Origin of the sequence: Pseudonocardia adelaidensis (genome assembly GCF_039543345.1) — a bacterium.
GTDB lineage: Bacteria > Actinomycetota > Actinomycetes > Mycobacteriales > Pseudonocardiaceae > Pseudonocardia > Pseudonocardia adelaidensis.
In genome coordinates, this window is sequence record NZ_BAABJO010000046.1 from 14,143 (window position 1) to 28,366 (window position 14,224).

Here is a 14,224-nt window from a genome sequence, read left to right on the forward strand (position 1 = left end):
GGCCTACTGCTGCTGCGCCCGCTTCCGGCGCTTCCCCTCGTGCATCGCCGCCACCCGAGCGATCGGGATGGCGTGGCCCTCCTCCAGCAGGTCGGCCGGGAGGCGCTGGGGTGCCGGCATGCGCTCGCGCCACGGGTCCGCGCCGTCGAGGAGGCCGACGGCCGTGCGGACGGTGAAGTCGCGGGGCGCGACCCGGTCGAGGTCGTCCCACGCCACGGGGAACGACACCGGAACCCCCGGCCGGACGCGGGGGCTGTAGGCGGCCACGACCGTGGCACCACCCGCGCGGGTGGAGTCGACGAACACCTTCCCGGCCCGGTCCGCCTTGATGTACGCGGTGGTGGCGACGTCCGGGTCGATCCGTTCGGCACGGGCGGCGAGCGCACGGGTGCCCGCCGCGGCGTCCTCGAACCCCACGTCGTCGGCGAGGGGAACGATGATGTGCAGGCCCTTCGACCCGCTCGTCTTCACGATCCCCTCGAGCCCGCTGTCGGTGAGCGCCTGGCGCACGAGCTGTGCGGCCCGGACCACGTGCGTGAAGTCGTCGCCCTCGGGCGGATCGAGGTCGAGGATCAGGTACGTGGGATGCGACTCGCCCACGCGCATCAGCGTCGGGTGGTACTCCACCGAACGCTGGTTGGCGAACCACAGCAGCGTGCGCCGATCGTTCGCCAGCGCGTAGCGCACCTCGCGCCGCGACGCCTCGGCCCACACCGTGGTGGTCTCGACCCACTCCGGCGTGTACTTCGGCACGTTCTTCTGCATGAACGGCTCCTGCCCCGGCCGGATCCGGATCACCGAGAGCGGCCGTTGCCGCAGCTCGGGCAGGATGCGGTCGCGCACAGCGTCGAGGTAGTCGACGAGGTCGCGCTTGGTGGCGTCGGCGCCGTCGAAGAGCGGCTGGTCGAGGTTGGACAGCTCCACCCCGTCCCGCGTCTCCACGGTCTTCGCACGGCTCACCGCGCACTCCTACCACGGGCGCGGCGGCCGAGCCAGGCTTTCCCGATCGGCTTCACACACCCGGCACCGGCTTCACACAGGGCCGGCCCTGTGTGAAGCCCCTGCTGGATCTGTGAAGTAGCCCCGCAGGGGCACCGGTGGCGCCGCGCACGAGCTACGGCTCCAGGTGGTGCAGCCGCACGTCCCGGAGGCTGCCGTCGGCAACCTCCGCCGTCATCCAGGTGAAGGTCGGCTGCCGGCGCCGGTCGGTGGGGGAGCCCGGGTTGAGCAGGCGCAGGCCGGTGTCCGCGGTGGTGTCCCACGGGATGTGGCTGTGGCCGAACACCAGCACGTCGACATCGGGGTACTCCCGCGCGCAGCGCCGTTCGCGCCCGGTGGCGGCGCCGGTCTCGTGCACCACCGCGAACCGGACGCCCTCCAGCTCGACGCGCGCCACCTCGGGCAGCCGGGCCCGCAGCGCGGCGCCGTCGTTGTTGCCGAAGACGCCGACGAGCCGGCGCGCCCTCGCCTCGAGCGCGTCCAGCAGGTCGACCGACACCCAGTCGCCCGCGTGGATCACGACGTCGGCGGCGTCGACGGCGTCCCACACCGGTGCGGGCAGGTCCTTCGCCCGCACCGGGAGGTGGGTGTCGGAGATCAGCAGCAGTTCCAGGGTCAGTGCACGCCCACGAGGTCGACGACGAAGATCAGCGTCTCGCCGGGCTTGATCGCGCCGCCCGCGCCGCGGTCGCCGTAGCCGAGGTGCGGCGGGATCACCAGCCGGCGCCGGCCGCCGACCTTCATGCCGGCCACGCCGCGGTCCCACCCGGTGATGACGCGACCGGCGCCCAGGGGGAAGCGGAACGTCGAGCCCCGGTTCCAGGAGGCGTCGAACTCCTCCCCGGTGGAGTGGGCCACGCCGACGTAGTGCACCTCGACGGTGCGGCCCGGGGTCGCCTCGGCGCCGACGCCGGGGCTGAGGTCCTCGACCAGCAGGTCGGCGGGGGTGGGGCCGTCGTACGGGTCGACGTCGGGTCGTTGCAGACCCGGTTGTTCGAGTGCCACGTTCTTCCTCCTGACGGTGGGCGCGCTCAGCGTGCCAGACGAGGTGGTGCCGGGTAGACATGGCTCGTGGCAAGGCCCGACGCGCGTCGGTCGGACGCCCGAGCGCCGGACCCGAACCGGTGGCGGGCGCTGTCGGTCACGCTCGTCGCGGGGTTCATGAGCCTGCTCGACGTCAGCATCGTCTCGGTCGCGCTGCCGTCCATGCAGCAGGGGCTCGGTGCCGAGCCGGCCGCCGTCCAGTGGGTCGTCTCGGGCTACGCGCTCACGTTCGGCCTCGCGCTGGTCCCCGCGGGCCGGCTCGGGGACGCGCTGGGGCGGCGGCGCATGTTCCTCGGGGCACTGTCGGCGTTCGTGCTGTTCAGCGCGCTGGCGGGCGCGGCGTCGACCATCGGCGTGCTGGTGGCGGCCCGGCTCGCGCAGGGGCTCGCGGCCGGGGCGCTGGCACCGCAGAACTCCGGCCTGATCCAACAGCTCTTCGGCGGCGCCGAGCGCGGTCGGGCGTTCGGCCTCTTCGGCGCGACCGTGGGGATCTCGACGGCCGTTGGCCCGATCGTCGGCGGCGTCATCCTCGCACTCGCGGGTGGAGCGGACGGGTGGCGCTGGATCTTCCTGGTCAACGTGCCGATCGGGGTGGTCGCGCTCGCGCTCGCCGCCCGGCTCATCCCGCGGACGGCGCCCGGCCCGAGGGGGCGCATCGACGTCGTCGGGGGCCTGCTGCTCGGCGGCGCCGTGTTCGCGGTGCTGCTGCCGCTGGCGGAGGCCGGGGCCGGTGGCGTCGCCCGCCTGTGGTGGCTGTTCGTCCTCGCCGCGGGGATGGCGGTGCTCTTCGTGCAGTGGGAGCGGCGGGTGACGCGGCGGCGCGGGGCCCCGCTGCTCGACCTGCGCCTGCTCTCCGGCACGCGCGGCTACGCCCCCGGCGCGGCGCTCGGCACGGTCTACTTCCTGGGCTTCTCCGGCATCTGGCTGGTGTTCGCGCTCTTCCTGCAGTCCGGGCTGGGCTACACCCCGCTGCAGTCCGGGCTGTCGGTCACGGCGTTCGCGCTCGGGTCCGCGGTGTCGGCCGCGGTCGGCGGGCGCCTCGTGGAGCGCTTCGGGCGCCGGCTGACCGTCGTCGGGCTGGTCGGCGTGCTCACCGGCCTGGTCGCGACGATCGGGGTGGTGCTCGTCGTGCCGGCGAGCGCGCTCATGGGTGCGATGGCGCCCGCGCTGCTGGTCGCCGGGCTCGGCGGCGGGCTGGTGATCTCGCCGAACATCACGCTGACGCTGCGCGAGGTGCCGGTGCGCATGGCCGGTTCGGCCGGGGGAGCGCTGCAGACCGGCCAGCGCGTCGGGGCGGCGATCGGCACGGCCGCGCTGCCCGGCGTGTACTACCTGGTGCTCGCCGCCACCGGGCAGAACCACCCGGTCGCCGCCGCCGTGGCGCTCTCCGGGGCGGTGTGCTCGATCGCGGCCGCGCTCGTCATCGCCGTGTGGGACCTGCGGCAGGAGCGCATCGCCCGGCGCCGTTGCTCCGAGGAGGAGACCCACTCCTACGGCCACGCCGCCCACGGCTGAAGCGGTTCACGCCCCCAGTGCCTGCTTCAGGAACTGGACCTGCAGCAGGAGGAGGTTCTCGGCCACGACCTCCTGCGGCGTCATGTGGGTGACCCCCGACAGCGGCAGCACGCTGTGCGGCCGGCCCGCCGCGAGCAGGGCCGAGGAGAGGCGCAGGGTGTGGGCGGCCACGACGTTGTCGTCGGCGAGGCCGTGCACGAGCAGCAGCGGCCGGGTGAGCCGTGGCGCGTCGGCGATCAGCGACGAGCGCTCGTAGGCCTGCGGGTCGGTGTCGGGGCGGCCGAGGTAGCGCTCGGTGTAGTGGGTGTCGTACAGCGCCCAGTCCGTGACCGGGGCGCCGGCCACGGCCGCGTGGAAGACGTCGGGGCGGCGCAGAACGGCGAGGGCCGCGAGGTACCCGCCGAAGGACCAGCCGCGGATCCCGACGCGGGCGAGGTCGAGGTCCGGGTGGCGCTCGGCCGCGGCGTGCAACGCGTCGACCTGGTCCTGGAGCACGGGGCCCGCGAGGTCGCCGTGGACGGCCCGTTCGAACGCCGGCCCGCGCCCCGGGGTGCCGCGTCCGTCGACGACCACCACGGCGAAGCCCTGGTCGGCGAACCACTGGCTGGTCAGGAACGCGGCCCGCGCGGCGAGCACGCGCTGGGCGTGCGGGCCGCCGTAGGGGTCCATGAGGACCGGCAACCGGGTGCCCGGCTCGTGGTCGGCCGGGAGCAGCACCGCGGTGCGCAGGGCGCGCTCGCCCGCGGTGAGCAGCGTGACCCGCGGGGTGAGGCCCGGGAGGTCGGCGAACGACGCGATCGTGCGCTCGGCCCCGCCGCGGTGGACGGTGGTGGCCGTGCCGTCGGTGTCGAGGGCCTGCCGGGTCACCACCAGCGTGCCCCCGGCGAGCCTGCCGCTGTGCACGCCCGCGTCCGTCGCGGCGGGCGTGAGGCCGTCGGGCCCCCACGTCCAGAGGCCGACCGAGGTGGGGTCGTCGCTCGCGCGGAACAGCACGACGTCGCCGTCGACGTCCGCCACGTCGCGCACCTGCAGCGACGCGGGCGTCACCGGCTCCCCGTCGACGAGGAGCCGCATGCTCCCGCCGACGTCGCCGACCGTCACGAGCGCGCCGGACGCGGTGTGCGCGGGCACCCCGGGCACGATGTCGACCCAGACCGGGTCGGTCTGCTCGTGCACGGGCGCGGTCGCGCCGGTGGCCGGGTCGACGCGGAGCACCCGCAGGGCCCGCTGGTCGCGCGGCTGCACGACGATCAGCAGGCCGTGCCCGTCCCAGACGGCGTCGGCGAGGTACTCGTCGCGCTCGGTGTCCCACCGGACCGGCACCACCGTGCCGTCGAGCGCGATCACCTCCAGCGCCACCCGGGCGTTCGGCGTGCCCGCGGCGGGGTAGGCCACGGCGGTGGGCTCGCGGTCGGGGTTGGCCGGGTCGGCGATGTGCCAGCGCTGCACCGCGGCGTCGTCCACCCGCGCCACCAGCAGCGACTCCCCGTCGGGGGCCCACCAGTACCCGCGCATCCGGCCCATCTCCTCGGCGGCGACGAAGTCGGCGAGGCCGTAGGTGACGTGCGGGCCGTCCGGCTCGGCGAGCGCGGTCGTGATGCGGGAGGCGACGTCGTGGACGTGCAGGGCGCCGGCCCGGACGAACGCGACGGAACGTCCGTACGGGTCGGGCCGGGGGTCGATCACACCGGCCGACGTGTCGACGAGGCGCGGGCTGAGCCCGCCCGCGAAGTCCGCGAGGTAGAGCCGGCCGGACAGCGTGAACGCTGCGGTGGTGACCGGCCGGTCGGTGGCGTAGCCGACCACGCCCGCCGCCTGCTCCCGGCTGCGTTCGCGGCGGGCCCGCTCGTCCGGCGGGAGGTCCTCGTCGCCGTCGCCCGCCTCGAGCTCACGCGGGTCGGCGACGAGCCGTTCCTCCCCGGTGTCGAGGTCCAACGTCCAGAGGCAGGTGACGGGGTCGGTGCCGCCGCGGCTGCGCAGGAACACGACGCGCTCGCCGTCGGGGGAGACGGTGACGCCGCGCGGGGCGCCGAGGGTGAAGCGACGGGTGCGGGCCTGCCGGCGCGGGAAGCTGTCGGTCACGGGAGGTCAGTCTGCCTCCCGCGCGCGTCAATCGACGCAGGGCACGCCCTCCGCGGTGATCACCGGACGACTGCTGCTCGGCGGCGTCGGGCTGCCGGTGCCCGCGGGCTCGTCGGCAGGCTGCACGGTGAGCGGGTCGTCGTCGGCGGCGGGGCGTGCCGTGGTGGGCGCCTCGGGCCGGGCCGGGGTGGTGGCCGGCGGGGTGGTGCCCGGATCGAGCAGCGACCCGACGAAGCTCCGCACGGCGTCGCGGTCGATCTCCACCGCGATGCCGTCCGCGGGGGTGTGCAGGTCGGGGCGGCCGGTCGGGATCGTGTGGAACGTCAACGCGCTCGCCGAGACCTGGCGCAGCTGGGAGACGGCCTGCTCGAGGTCCCAGCCGCTGTCCAGCACGACGTAGCGCGTGGTGATGTCCACGAGCCGCTCCAGGCGAGCGGGATCGGTGATCGTGCTCGGGTCGAGCACGCGCTGGGCCAGGCCCGCGGCGAAGGCCTGCTGGCGGGCGATGCGGTCGAGGTCGCCGTCCTCGAGCCCGTGGCGCTGCCGCACGAACGCGAGCGCGCCTGCCCCGCTGACCAGGTGCTGCCCCGCCGGCAGGTCGACGCCGGAGTAGGAGTCGCGCACAGGTGCCTTCAGGCACACCGGCACCCCGCCGAGCGCCTCGGTGAGCTCGACGAACCCGGCCATGCCGATCTCGGCGAAGTGGTCGATCCGGGCCCCGGTCAGCTGTTCCACGGTGGCGACCAGCGTGCGCCGTCCGGCCTCGCGGGCGCGCCGGTCGAGCTCCGCGCCCTCGATGCCCTGCGCGCTCAGCGACTCCTCGGCGCCCTGCATGCCCCGCCGGTACGCCGAGTTGATCTTGTGGGTCCCCCGGCCCCCCGCGATCGGCACGAACGAGTCCCGCGGGATGGAGATGGCGGCCGCGGGTTCGCCCTGCTTCGCGGGGACGTGCACGAGGATGATCGTGTCGGTGTGCAGCTGGCCCTCGTCCGGGCCGGCGTGCAGTGCGTCGAGCATCGCGGGCGGGAGCGGCTCGCCCTGGGCATCGGTGCGCGCGTCCAGGCCCACCAGCAGTGCCGTGAACGCCTCGCCCGCCGGCGTGGGGCGCGGGGTCGGGATCGCCGCGGCGCTGCTGACGGCCCCCGTGTCGACGCGCTGGTGCAGCGACCAGACGAAGCCGGTGGCGACGAGCACGGCGGCCGACGCGAGTGCGGTGCCGACACGGACGGCCGCGCGCACGGTGCGTCTCGCGTCCATGTGCACTCCGGGTCGGTGCGGTCGCGCTGCGCCTTGACCAGCGCCGCGACCGCCCGGGGCTGCTCGGCCGCCGACGCGGCTCCGCTCCACTGTAGTCACGCGTGGTGGGACCTGACTGCTCCGAACGGTGCACGTCACAGGACGTTCGCGCGTCGAAATCACACGTTCGGTGACCAATCCATGATCAACACGCTAGGGTCGCCGCCTACCAGGCTTGCCACGGGGGGAGACGCGTTGAGGACCGAACTGCCGAGCCCGCAGTGTGAGGCGTTCGCGCCGGGTCGTACCCGCCGTAACGGCATTTGACAGAGATCGAGGTCATGCAGGGCAAGATCACAGCGCAGAACGGACCTTCGTGATGACCGCTCCCCACCACTCCCCGCAGAAGTCGGCGTTCCCCGGACGGCCGTACCCGCAGGAGCCCCACCAGCAGCCGAACCAGCCGGTGCACCCGCCCGTGGCCCCGGGGCAGCACCTGCGCCCGTGGCCGGTGAACCCCGAGCAGCAGCAGAACCCGTACCCGGAGCAGCCGTACCGGCCGTCCGGCCAGGCGGACCAACCGTCCGGCCGGCACGCCGCGGAGGAAGAGCTCCGCCGGGCGCGGGGACAGCAGCCGGGGGCCCCCGGCCAGTCGCCCGCGCCCGCCCCGCCGATCTTCGTCCGGAAGAAGCGGTTCGAGGCGCTGGCCTGGACCGCGCTCGTACTCGGGATCGCCAGCATCGTCTCCGGCGTCGCCGGCGCGCTCGTCGGTGCGCCGATCGTCATGCTGAAGTACCTGACGATCGGCCTCGCGGCGGTCGGCGTGCTGCTCGCGGTGATCGCGCTCCTGGGCACCCGGAAGGTTCTCGCGGGCTTCGGCGCGGTCCTGTGCGCAGGCGCGATCGCCGTCGCCACGACGGGCCAGGTGGTCGCCTCACCGGAGTCCGAGACCACGCTCGGTGGCGACGACGCCGCCGCGCAGGACGTGAGCGTCCGCGGGTGCACGGTGGTGAACGAGGGTGGCACCGCGAGGGCCGAGGCCACGCTGGAGATCAGCAACCGCACGAACCAGCGGCAGTCGTACAACATCACGATCACCGTGAACGACCAGAGCGGCCCGCGCCTCGGCGAGATCCACGCGATCTCCACGGCGGTCGAGCCGGGGCAGACCATGGTCGTGTCGGGCCCGCAGGCCAGCGGGAACGTCACCGGGCGGGCGCAGCCCGGACCGGCGGACTGCCGCGTCGCGGACGTGAACCGGCTGGCGCTCGGCGGCTGAGCCGGGCCGGGTCAGGTCATCGCGCGGGCGCTGTCGGCGGCCTCCTGCAGCGTGCGCGCGAGCTGCTCGGCCTCGTCCGCGGTGAACGACCAGCGGTGGGTGAGGCTCGCCGCGTCGCCGTCGCCACCGGCCGGCCAGACGACGACGTGCGCCTGCGCGCCCGCGTCGTCGTTCCGCGCCTCGGCCGGGATCGCGATCTCGACCTGGAGGTTCATCGCGAGGGTGGTGTCCTGCTGGATGCGCATCGCCCCACCATGCCCGAGGGCGCCCGGGCTCGCGCGCCGCGCAGGATGTCGGTGCCCGCCTCTACCGTCGGCTCGTGACCACTACCGATAACGTCCGAGGCGCGGGCATCGCCCGCTTCAGCGTCGTCGCGCTCGACTGCCCCGACCCGGTGGCGCTCGCCCGCTTCTACAGCGCCCTCACCGGCTGGCCGCTCGACGCGGACGCGTCCGGCGGCTGGGTCCAGCTCGACCCGCCCGACGGCCGCGGCGCCGCGCTGGCGTTCCAGAAGGTGTCGTCGGAGTACCGCCCGCCGCGGTGGCCCGGCCAGGACGTGCCCCAGCAGCTGCACATCGACTTCGACGTGCCCGATCTCGACGAGGGTGAGCGCCAGGTGCTGGCGATCGGGGCCCGCAAGCACGACGAGCAGCCCGCGCCGCAGAACTTCCGGGTGTTCCTCGACCCGGCGGACCACCCCTTCTGCCTGGTGCGCGCCTGACCGCCCCACCCGTCGCACACCAACCTCGGCGCTCGCACACCAACTGCAGTTCGTGTGCGAGCACCACGGTTGGTGTGCCAGCGGGCCGGGCTACCAGTGGCGTTCGCGCCACTCCCCGAGGTCCGGGCGCTCGCGTCCGAGCGTCGTGTCGTCGCCGTGGCCGGGGTACACCCAGGTCTCGTCCGGGAGCGGCCCGAAGATCCGCTCCTCCAGGTCGTCCATGAGCTGGATGTGGTCCTCGGGGGTGGTCGTCTTCCCGTGACCGCCGGGGAAGAGGGAGTCGCCGGTGAAGACGTGCGGGTGGCCGCCCTCGGCGGGGTCGCGGTAGACGAGGGCGATCGAGCCGGGCGTGTGTCCGCGCAGGTGCACCACCTCGAGCTCGATCTCGCCGAAGCCGATCGTGTCGCCGTGCTCCACCAGCACGTCCATCGGGATCGGCAGCTCGGGCGCGTCGAGCGGGTGCGCGATCTGCCGCGTCTGGAACATGCCGGCCACGGCGCCGAGGGCCTGCCAGTGGTCGTAGTGCCGGTGGGTGGTGACGAGGTGGTTCAGCTCCGGGCGGCCGTCGTCGGCGCCGACGAGGTCGGCGATCCGGTCGGGCTCGTTCGCGGCGTCGATCAGCAGCGCCTCGTTCGTGGCGCGACACACCAGGAGGTAAGCGTTGTTGTCCATCGGGCCCACCGAGATCTTGGTGATGCTGAGCGCATCGAGGTTGCGGCGGGTGGCGTCGCCGCCCGGGTCGACATGGCCGGTGTAGCTGTCGAGGACGTCCACCCCGCCAGCCTAGTGGTGCTACGTGTCCGTCACGATCGGATCGCGGCGAGATGCGCGGTTCACCCGAATCGTTGACAGCAGATCGGTCGCTCGACCACGATCCGTCGACACTCGACCCGGGCATGACGAGTTCGACGAGGAGCTGTCTGCGATGGATCCCCACCTGCTCACCCGACGACGCCTCCTCGGCCTGTTCGGTGCGGCCGCGTCCGTCCCGATCCTCTCCTCGTGCGGCAGCAGCGTCGGCGGGTCCGGTGGCGGGGGAGCCACCGGGGGCGGCGGGGGCACGGTCAAGGTCGGGCTCGTCGTGCCGCAGTCGGGCGTGTACGCGGCGCTGGGCACGGACATGCAGCGCGGCTGGCAGCTCTGGCTGGACCAGAACGGCGGCACGTTCGGTGACCGCAGCGTCGAGACCGTGGTCGCCGACGAGGGCGAGACCCCGCAGACGGGCGTGCCCGCGGTGCAGAAGGTGCTGCAGAGCGACGGCGTCGACGTGGTCGTCGGCCTGGTCAACTCGGCCACCGCGCTCGGCGTGCGGAACGTGATGTCGGAGGCGCGCAAGCTGCTGATCGTCACCAACGCGGGGGCGGAGGACGTCACCGGCGCCGGCCGCACCCCGTACGTGTGGCGCACCTCGTTCACCAACGGGCAGATCTCCGCCGCGATGGGCGCACACCTCGCCGAGTCGGGCTTCTCGGAGGGCGTCTACGCGATCGCACCCGACTACGCCGCGGGCACCGAGGTGATCGCGCACTTCAAGCGGGCGTTCGAGGCCGGTGGCGGGCGGGTGGTCGGCGAGGTGAAGACGCCGTTCGGCACCACGTCGGACTACCAGCCGTTCCTCACCGGGATCCAGGACTCGGGGGCGCGGGCGACGTTCTGCTTCTTCTCCGGTTCCGAGGCGATCACCTTCGTGCGGCAGTACGCGCAGTTCGGGCTCGCCGGGTCGATCCCGCTCTACGGATCGGGCTTCCTCACCGAGGGCAACGTGCTGCCGCAGCAGGGCGACGCCGCGCTCGGCGTGCAGAACACGCTGCACTACAGCGACCAGCTGGACAACCCGGCCAACAAGGCGTTCGTCGACGCCTACACCACGGCCCACGGTGAGGCGCCGAGCTGCTTCTCGATGGCGACCTTCGACGCGGCCAACGTCCTGAACCGGGCACTGCGCAGCGCGACCGCCATCGACGGTGACGCCCTCTCCGCGGCGCTCGGCGGCATCGGCACCGTCGACGACAGCCCGCGCGGCCCCTGGACGTTCGAGAACCAGACGCCGCGGCAGCACATCTACCTGCGCCGGGTCGACAACGTCGGCGGCAAGCTGGTGAACGCCGTGGTGCAGGACCTCGGTCCGCAGAGCCAGCCAGCGGCGGTCTGATGCTCGTCTCCGTCCTCAACGGGCTCGCCATCGGGTTCCTGCTGTTCATCGTCGCGATCGGGCTGTCGCTCGTGTTCGGGATGATGGACGTGCTCAACCTCGCCCACGGCGCGCTCTTCCTCGGCGGGGCCTACCTCGGCGCGGCGTTCTCCGGGAGCTGGGGCGGCTTCCTCGCCGCGCTCGGGATCGCGGCGGTGGGCGGCCTCCTCGCGGGGTCGGTGCTGTCGCTGATGACCGGGCCGCTGCGCCGGCGCTCGCACCTGGACCAGGCGCTGCTCACGCTCGGGGTGGCGTTCGTGGTGGCCGAGCTGTTGGTCCTCGCGTTCGGGGACGACCCGCTGTCGGTGGCCGCCCCTCCCGCGCTGGACGGCTCGGTCACGGTGTTCGACGCGGTCTACCCGGCCTACCGGCTCGTGCTGATCGGCGTCGGCGCGGTGCTGGCCGTCGTGGTGTACCTGGTCGTGGAACGCACGCGCGTCGGCGCCGTCGTGCGGGCCACGGTGGCCGACCGGGACATGGTGGCGACGATCGGCATCGACAACCGCCTCGTCACCACCGCCGTGTTCGCGGTCGGGTCGCTGCTCGCCACCACGGCGGGCGTGCTCGGCGGGCCGATCTACGGCGCCCGGCCGGGCCTCGACGCCACCGTGCTCATCCTCGCGCTGGTGGTCGTCGTGATCGGCGGGCTCGGCTCGGTGCGCGGCGCGCTGGTCGGTTCGCTGATCATCGGGCAGGTCGACACGCTCGGCCGGGTGCTGCTGCCGGAGCTGGCGTCGTTCGTGCTGTTCGCGGCCCTCGCGCTCGTGCTGGTGCTGCGACCGCAGGGGCTGTTCGGCGGCCCGGCGGCGGTGGGTGCGCGGTGACGGCGGTGGAGGCGCCCGCCGTTCCGGGCGGCGAGGCCGCGGTCCCGCCGCGCGCACCGCGGGGCCGGGCCTGGATCGTCGCGGTGGCCGTTGTCGTCGTGCTCGCGGCCGTGCCGCTCTTCCTCGCACCGTTCGCCACCACCACGCTCACCCGCATCCTCGTGTTCGCGCTGTTCGCGGTGAGCCTCGACCTGCTCGTGGGCGTGACGGGGCTGCCGTCGCTCGGCCACGCCGCCTACTTCGGCTCCGGCGCGTACGCGGCGGGGTGGGTGTCGATCAACGTCACGGCGCAGGCGCCGGTGCCGCTGCTGGCCGGGGTCGCGGTCGGCGCGGTGGCTGCCGCGCTCACCGGGTGGATCACGGTCCGCAGCGCGGGCGTGTTCTTCCTGATGCTCACGCTCGCGATCGGCGAGACCGTCCAGCAGCTGGGCAACGCGTGGGACTCCGTGACCGGCGGCGCGAACGGCCTCACCGGGATCCCGTCGGTGCGCATCGCCGGTGCGCCGCTCGCGAACGCCGGGTTCACCTACTGGTACGTGCTGGCGGTGTTCCTGCTCGGGTTCACGCTCGTCCGGCTGGTGGCGCGGTCGCCCTTCGGGGCCGCCCTGCGCGGGATCCGGGACAACGAGGCGCGGATGCGGGCGATCGGTTACCCCACGTCGCTCTACAAGTACGCGGTGTTCGTGCTCGCAGGCGGGGTCGCGGGGCTGGCCGGATCGCTGCTCGCCGCGCAGGCGCGGCTGGTCGCGCTGCCCGACCTCGGCTTCGCGACGGCGGCGTTCGCGCTGCTCGCCGTGGTCATCGGGGGCGCCGGGTCGTTGTGGGGCGCCTGCCTCGGCGCCGCGCTCGTGATCGTGATCCGCGACGCCCTCGGCCCCAGCCTGGGCGGGCACGGCACGCTGGTGCTGGGTGCGGTCTTCGTGCTGGTCGTCTACCTGCTGCCGCGCGGAGCGGCGGGGATCCGGCTGCGCCGTCGGAGGTCGCCGTCATGACCGCGCTGCGCTGCACGGGCCTCGGCCGGTCCTTCGGCGCGCTCAAGGCCGTCGACGGCGTCGACATCACCGTCGAGCCGGGCGCGCGGCACGCGCTGATCGGGCCGAACGGCGCCGGGAAGTCCACCCTGTTCAAGCTGGTCACCGGCACGATGCGGGCGCACGCCGGCACCGTGGAGCTGGCCGGCCGGGACGTCACGCGGCTGTCGGAGGTGGCGCGTTGCCGGCTCGGGATGAGCCAGACGATGCAGCACGCGAGCCTGTTCGGCTCGATGACGGCGGCCGAGACGGTCGCGCTGGCGGCGGCCCGGCACGAGGGTGGGCGGATCTCGCCGCTCCCGCGCAGGCGTTCGGCCGTGCGGGCGCGGGCCGGTGAGCGAGCTCGCGAGCGAACCAATGTCACAGCGCCCGCGCGAAGCGCCCGGCCGAGCGTAGCGAGGACGTGCGAGGAGCTGCTCGCCGAGGTCGGGCTCGCCGACCGCCGCGACGTGCCCGTGCCTGCCCTCTCGCACGGCGAGCGCAAGCAGCTGGAGGTGGCGCTCGCGCTGGCCTGCCGCCCGTTGCTGCTGCTGCTCGACGAGCCTGCGGCCGGGATGTCGCCCGCCGAGAGCGCGCGGCTGCTCGAGCTGCTCGCGGGGCTGCCCGCGGAGATCACGGTGCTGTTCGTGGAGCACGACCTGGACCTGGTGTTCTCGCTCGCCGACGCCGTCACCGTGCTGCACCTCGGGCGCGTGCTGCTCTCCGGGACGCCCGACGAGGTGCGCGCGAGCGAGACCGTGCGGGAGGCGTACCTGGGGGCGGGGCGCCGGGAGGAGCTGTTCTTCACATGAGCGAGCTCGCGAGCGAACCATCGGCGCCGAGTTTTCTCGAGGTCCGCGGGCTGGTCTCCGGGTACGACCGGGGCGTCGTGCTGCACGGCGTCGACCTCGACCTGGACGCAGGCGCGGTGCTCGGGCTGCTCGGGCGCAACGGGGTCGGCAAGTCGACGCTGATCATGACGCTGGCCGGGCTCGTGCCGCCGTCCGCGGGATCGGTGCTCCTGGATGGCCGGGAGCTGGCCGGGCAGCGCCCGGACCTGATCGCGCGCGCCGGGGTGGCGCTCGTCCCGCAGGGGCGGCGGGTGTGGGCGACGCTGACGGTGGCCGAGCACCTCGCCCTCTCCTCCCGGTCGCGGACGGGTACCTGGACCGTCGACACCGTGCTCGACCTGCTGCCCCGGCTCGGCGAGCGCCGCAGGCACCTCGCGGGCCGGCTCTCCGGTGGCGAGCAGCAGATGCTGGCCGCCGCGCGGGCGCTGCTGACGAACCCGCGGCTCGTGCTGCTCGACGAGCCGTCCGAAGG

The 14,224-nt window shown here is 74.2% G+C and carries 14 protein-coding genes and 1 pseudogene; 8 read left to right on the forward strand and 7 right to left on the reverse strand.

Features of this window, described 5'->3' with window-relative positions:
• Positions 1-3: 3 nt before the first annotated feature.
• From ligD to ABEA81_RS38475, 3 genes are all read right to left on the reverse strand, one after another.
• Entirely contained in the window at positions 4-960 is a 957-nt protein-coding gene (gene ligD / locus ABEA81_RS38465; RefSeq protein WP_345612373.1) for a non-homologous end-joining DNA ligase, read from the reverse strand.
• Positions 961-1,114: 154 nt separating this feature from the next.
• Positions 1,115-1,612 (reverse strand): metallophosphoesterase family protein, encoded by a 498-nt coding sequence (locus ABEA81_RS38470; protein WP_345612462.1) that lies wholly within the window; start codon positions 1,610-1,612, stop codon positions 1,115-1,117.
• A gap of 2 nt (positions 1,613-1,614) precedes the next feature.
• Positions 1,615-2,004 carry an FKBP-type peptidyl-prolyl cis-trans isomerase gene (locus ABEA81_RS38475; RefSeq protein ID WP_345612375.1) on the reverse strand — a complete coding sequence of 130 codons (390 nt, stop codon included), beginning with the start codon at positions 2,002-2,004 and terminating at the stop codon, positions 1,615-1,617.
• Positions 2,005-2,070: 66 nt separating this feature from the next.
• On the opposite strand from ABEA81_RS38475, the gene ABEA81_RS38480 reads away from it, so the two are divergent.
• Positions 2,071-3,558 (forward strand): MFS transporter, encoded by a 1,488-nt coding sequence (locus ABEA81_RS38480; protein ID WP_345612377.1) that lies wholly within the window; start codon positions 2,071-2,073, stop codon positions 3,556-3,558.
• Positions 3,559-3,564: 6 nt separating this feature from the next.
• Here the strand turns inward: ABEA81_RS38480 and ABEA81_RS38485 are convergent, their stop codons facing one another.
• Positions 3,565-5,640: a S9 family peptidase gene (locus ABEA81_RS38485; RefSeq protein WP_345612379.1), complete on the reverse strand. Its 2,076-nt coding sequence runs from the start codon at positions 5,638-5,640 to the stop codon at positions 3,565-3,567.
• Between the two features lie 27 nt (positions 5,641-5,667).
• A complete protein-coding gene (locus ABEA81_RS38490) occupies positions 5,668-6,897 on the reverse strand; it encodes an LCP family protein (protein WP_345612381.1) in 1,230 nt (409 codons plus the stop codon).
• Positions 6,898-7,255: 358 nt separating this feature from the next.
• Here ABEA81_RS38490 and ABEA81_RS38495 point away from each other — a divergent pair, with 358 nt between their 5' ends.
• On the forward strand, positions 7,256-8,155 hold the full coding sequence (locus ABEA81_RS38495; RefSeq protein WP_345612383.1) for a hypothetical protein: 900 nt from the start codon (positions 7,256-7,258) through the stop codon (positions 8,153-8,155).
• Positions 8,156-8,166: 11 nt separating this feature from the next.
• On the opposite strand, the gene ABEA81_RS38500 is transcribed toward ABEA81_RS38495, so the two are convergent.
• The gene (locus tag ABEA81_RS38500; RefSeq protein WP_345612385.1) at positions 8,167-8,400 is read right to left on the reverse strand and encodes a hypothetical protein; all 234 of its coding nucleotides are present in this window, start codon (positions 8,398-8,400) and stop codon (positions 8,167-8,169) included.
• Between the two features lie 74 nt (positions 8,401-8,474).
• Between ABEA81_RS38500 and ABEA81_RS38505 the strand changes: the two genes are divergently transcribed.
• Positions 8,475-8,876 (forward strand): VOC family protein, encoded by a 402-nt coding sequence (locus ABEA81_RS38505; protein WP_345612387.1) that lies wholly within the window; start codon positions 8,475-8,477, stop codon positions 8,874-8,876.
• A 90-nt stretch (positions 8,877-8,966) separates the two neighbouring features.
• On the opposite strand, the gene ABEA81_RS38510 is transcribed toward ABEA81_RS38505, so the two are convergent.
• The gene (locus ABEA81_RS38510; protein ID WP_345612389.1) at positions 8,967-9,650 is read right to left on the reverse strand and encodes an MBL fold metallo-hydrolase; all 684 of its coding nucleotides are present in this window, start codon (positions 9,648-9,650) and stop codon (positions 8,967-8,969) included.
• Positions 9,651-9,801: 151 nt separating this feature from the next.
• Between ABEA81_RS38510 and ABEA81_RS38515 the strand changes: the two genes are divergently transcribed.
• The 5 genes and pseudogenes from ABEA81_RS38515 to ABEA81_RS38535 all read left to right on the forward strand — a co-directional run.
• On the forward strand, positions 9,802-11,028 hold the full coding sequence (locus ABEA81_RS38515; RefSeq protein WP_345612391.1) for an ABC transporter substrate-binding protein: 1,227 nt from the start codon (positions 9,802-9,804) through the stop codon (positions 11,026-11,028).
• Positions 11,028-11,891 carry a branched-chain amino acid ABC transporter permease gene (locus tag ABEA81_RS38520; RefSeq protein WP_345612393.1) on the forward strand — a complete coding sequence of 288 codons (864 nt, stop codon included), beginning with the start codon at positions 11,028-11,030 and terminating at the stop codon, positions 11,889-11,891. Before ABEA81_RS38515 ends, ABEA81_RS38520 begins: the two co-directional genes overlap by 1 nt.
• A complete protein-coding gene (locus ABEA81_RS38525) occupies positions 11,888-12,883 on the forward strand; it encodes a branched-chain amino acid ABC transporter permease (RefSeq protein ID WP_345612395.1) in 996 nt (331 codons plus the stop codon). Before ABEA81_RS38520 ends, ABEA81_RS38525 begins: the two co-directional genes overlap by 4 nt.
• Positions 12,880-13,713, forward strand: a complete 834-nt coding sequence (locus ABEA81_RS38530; RefSeq protein WP_345612397.1) for an ABC transporter ATP-binding protein — start codon at positions 12,880-12,882, stop codon at positions 13,711-13,713. The genes ABEA81_RS38525 and ABEA81_RS38530 overlap by 4 nt, the downstream gene beginning before the upstream one ends.
• A pseudogene (locus tag ABEA81_RS38535) lies at positions 13,710-14,207 on the forward strand (ABC transporter ATP-binding protein); the annotation flags it as partial. The gene ABEA81_RS38530 and the pseudogene ABEA81_RS38535, both read left to right, overlap by 4 nt.
• Positions 14,208-14,224: the final 17 nt, after the last annotated feature.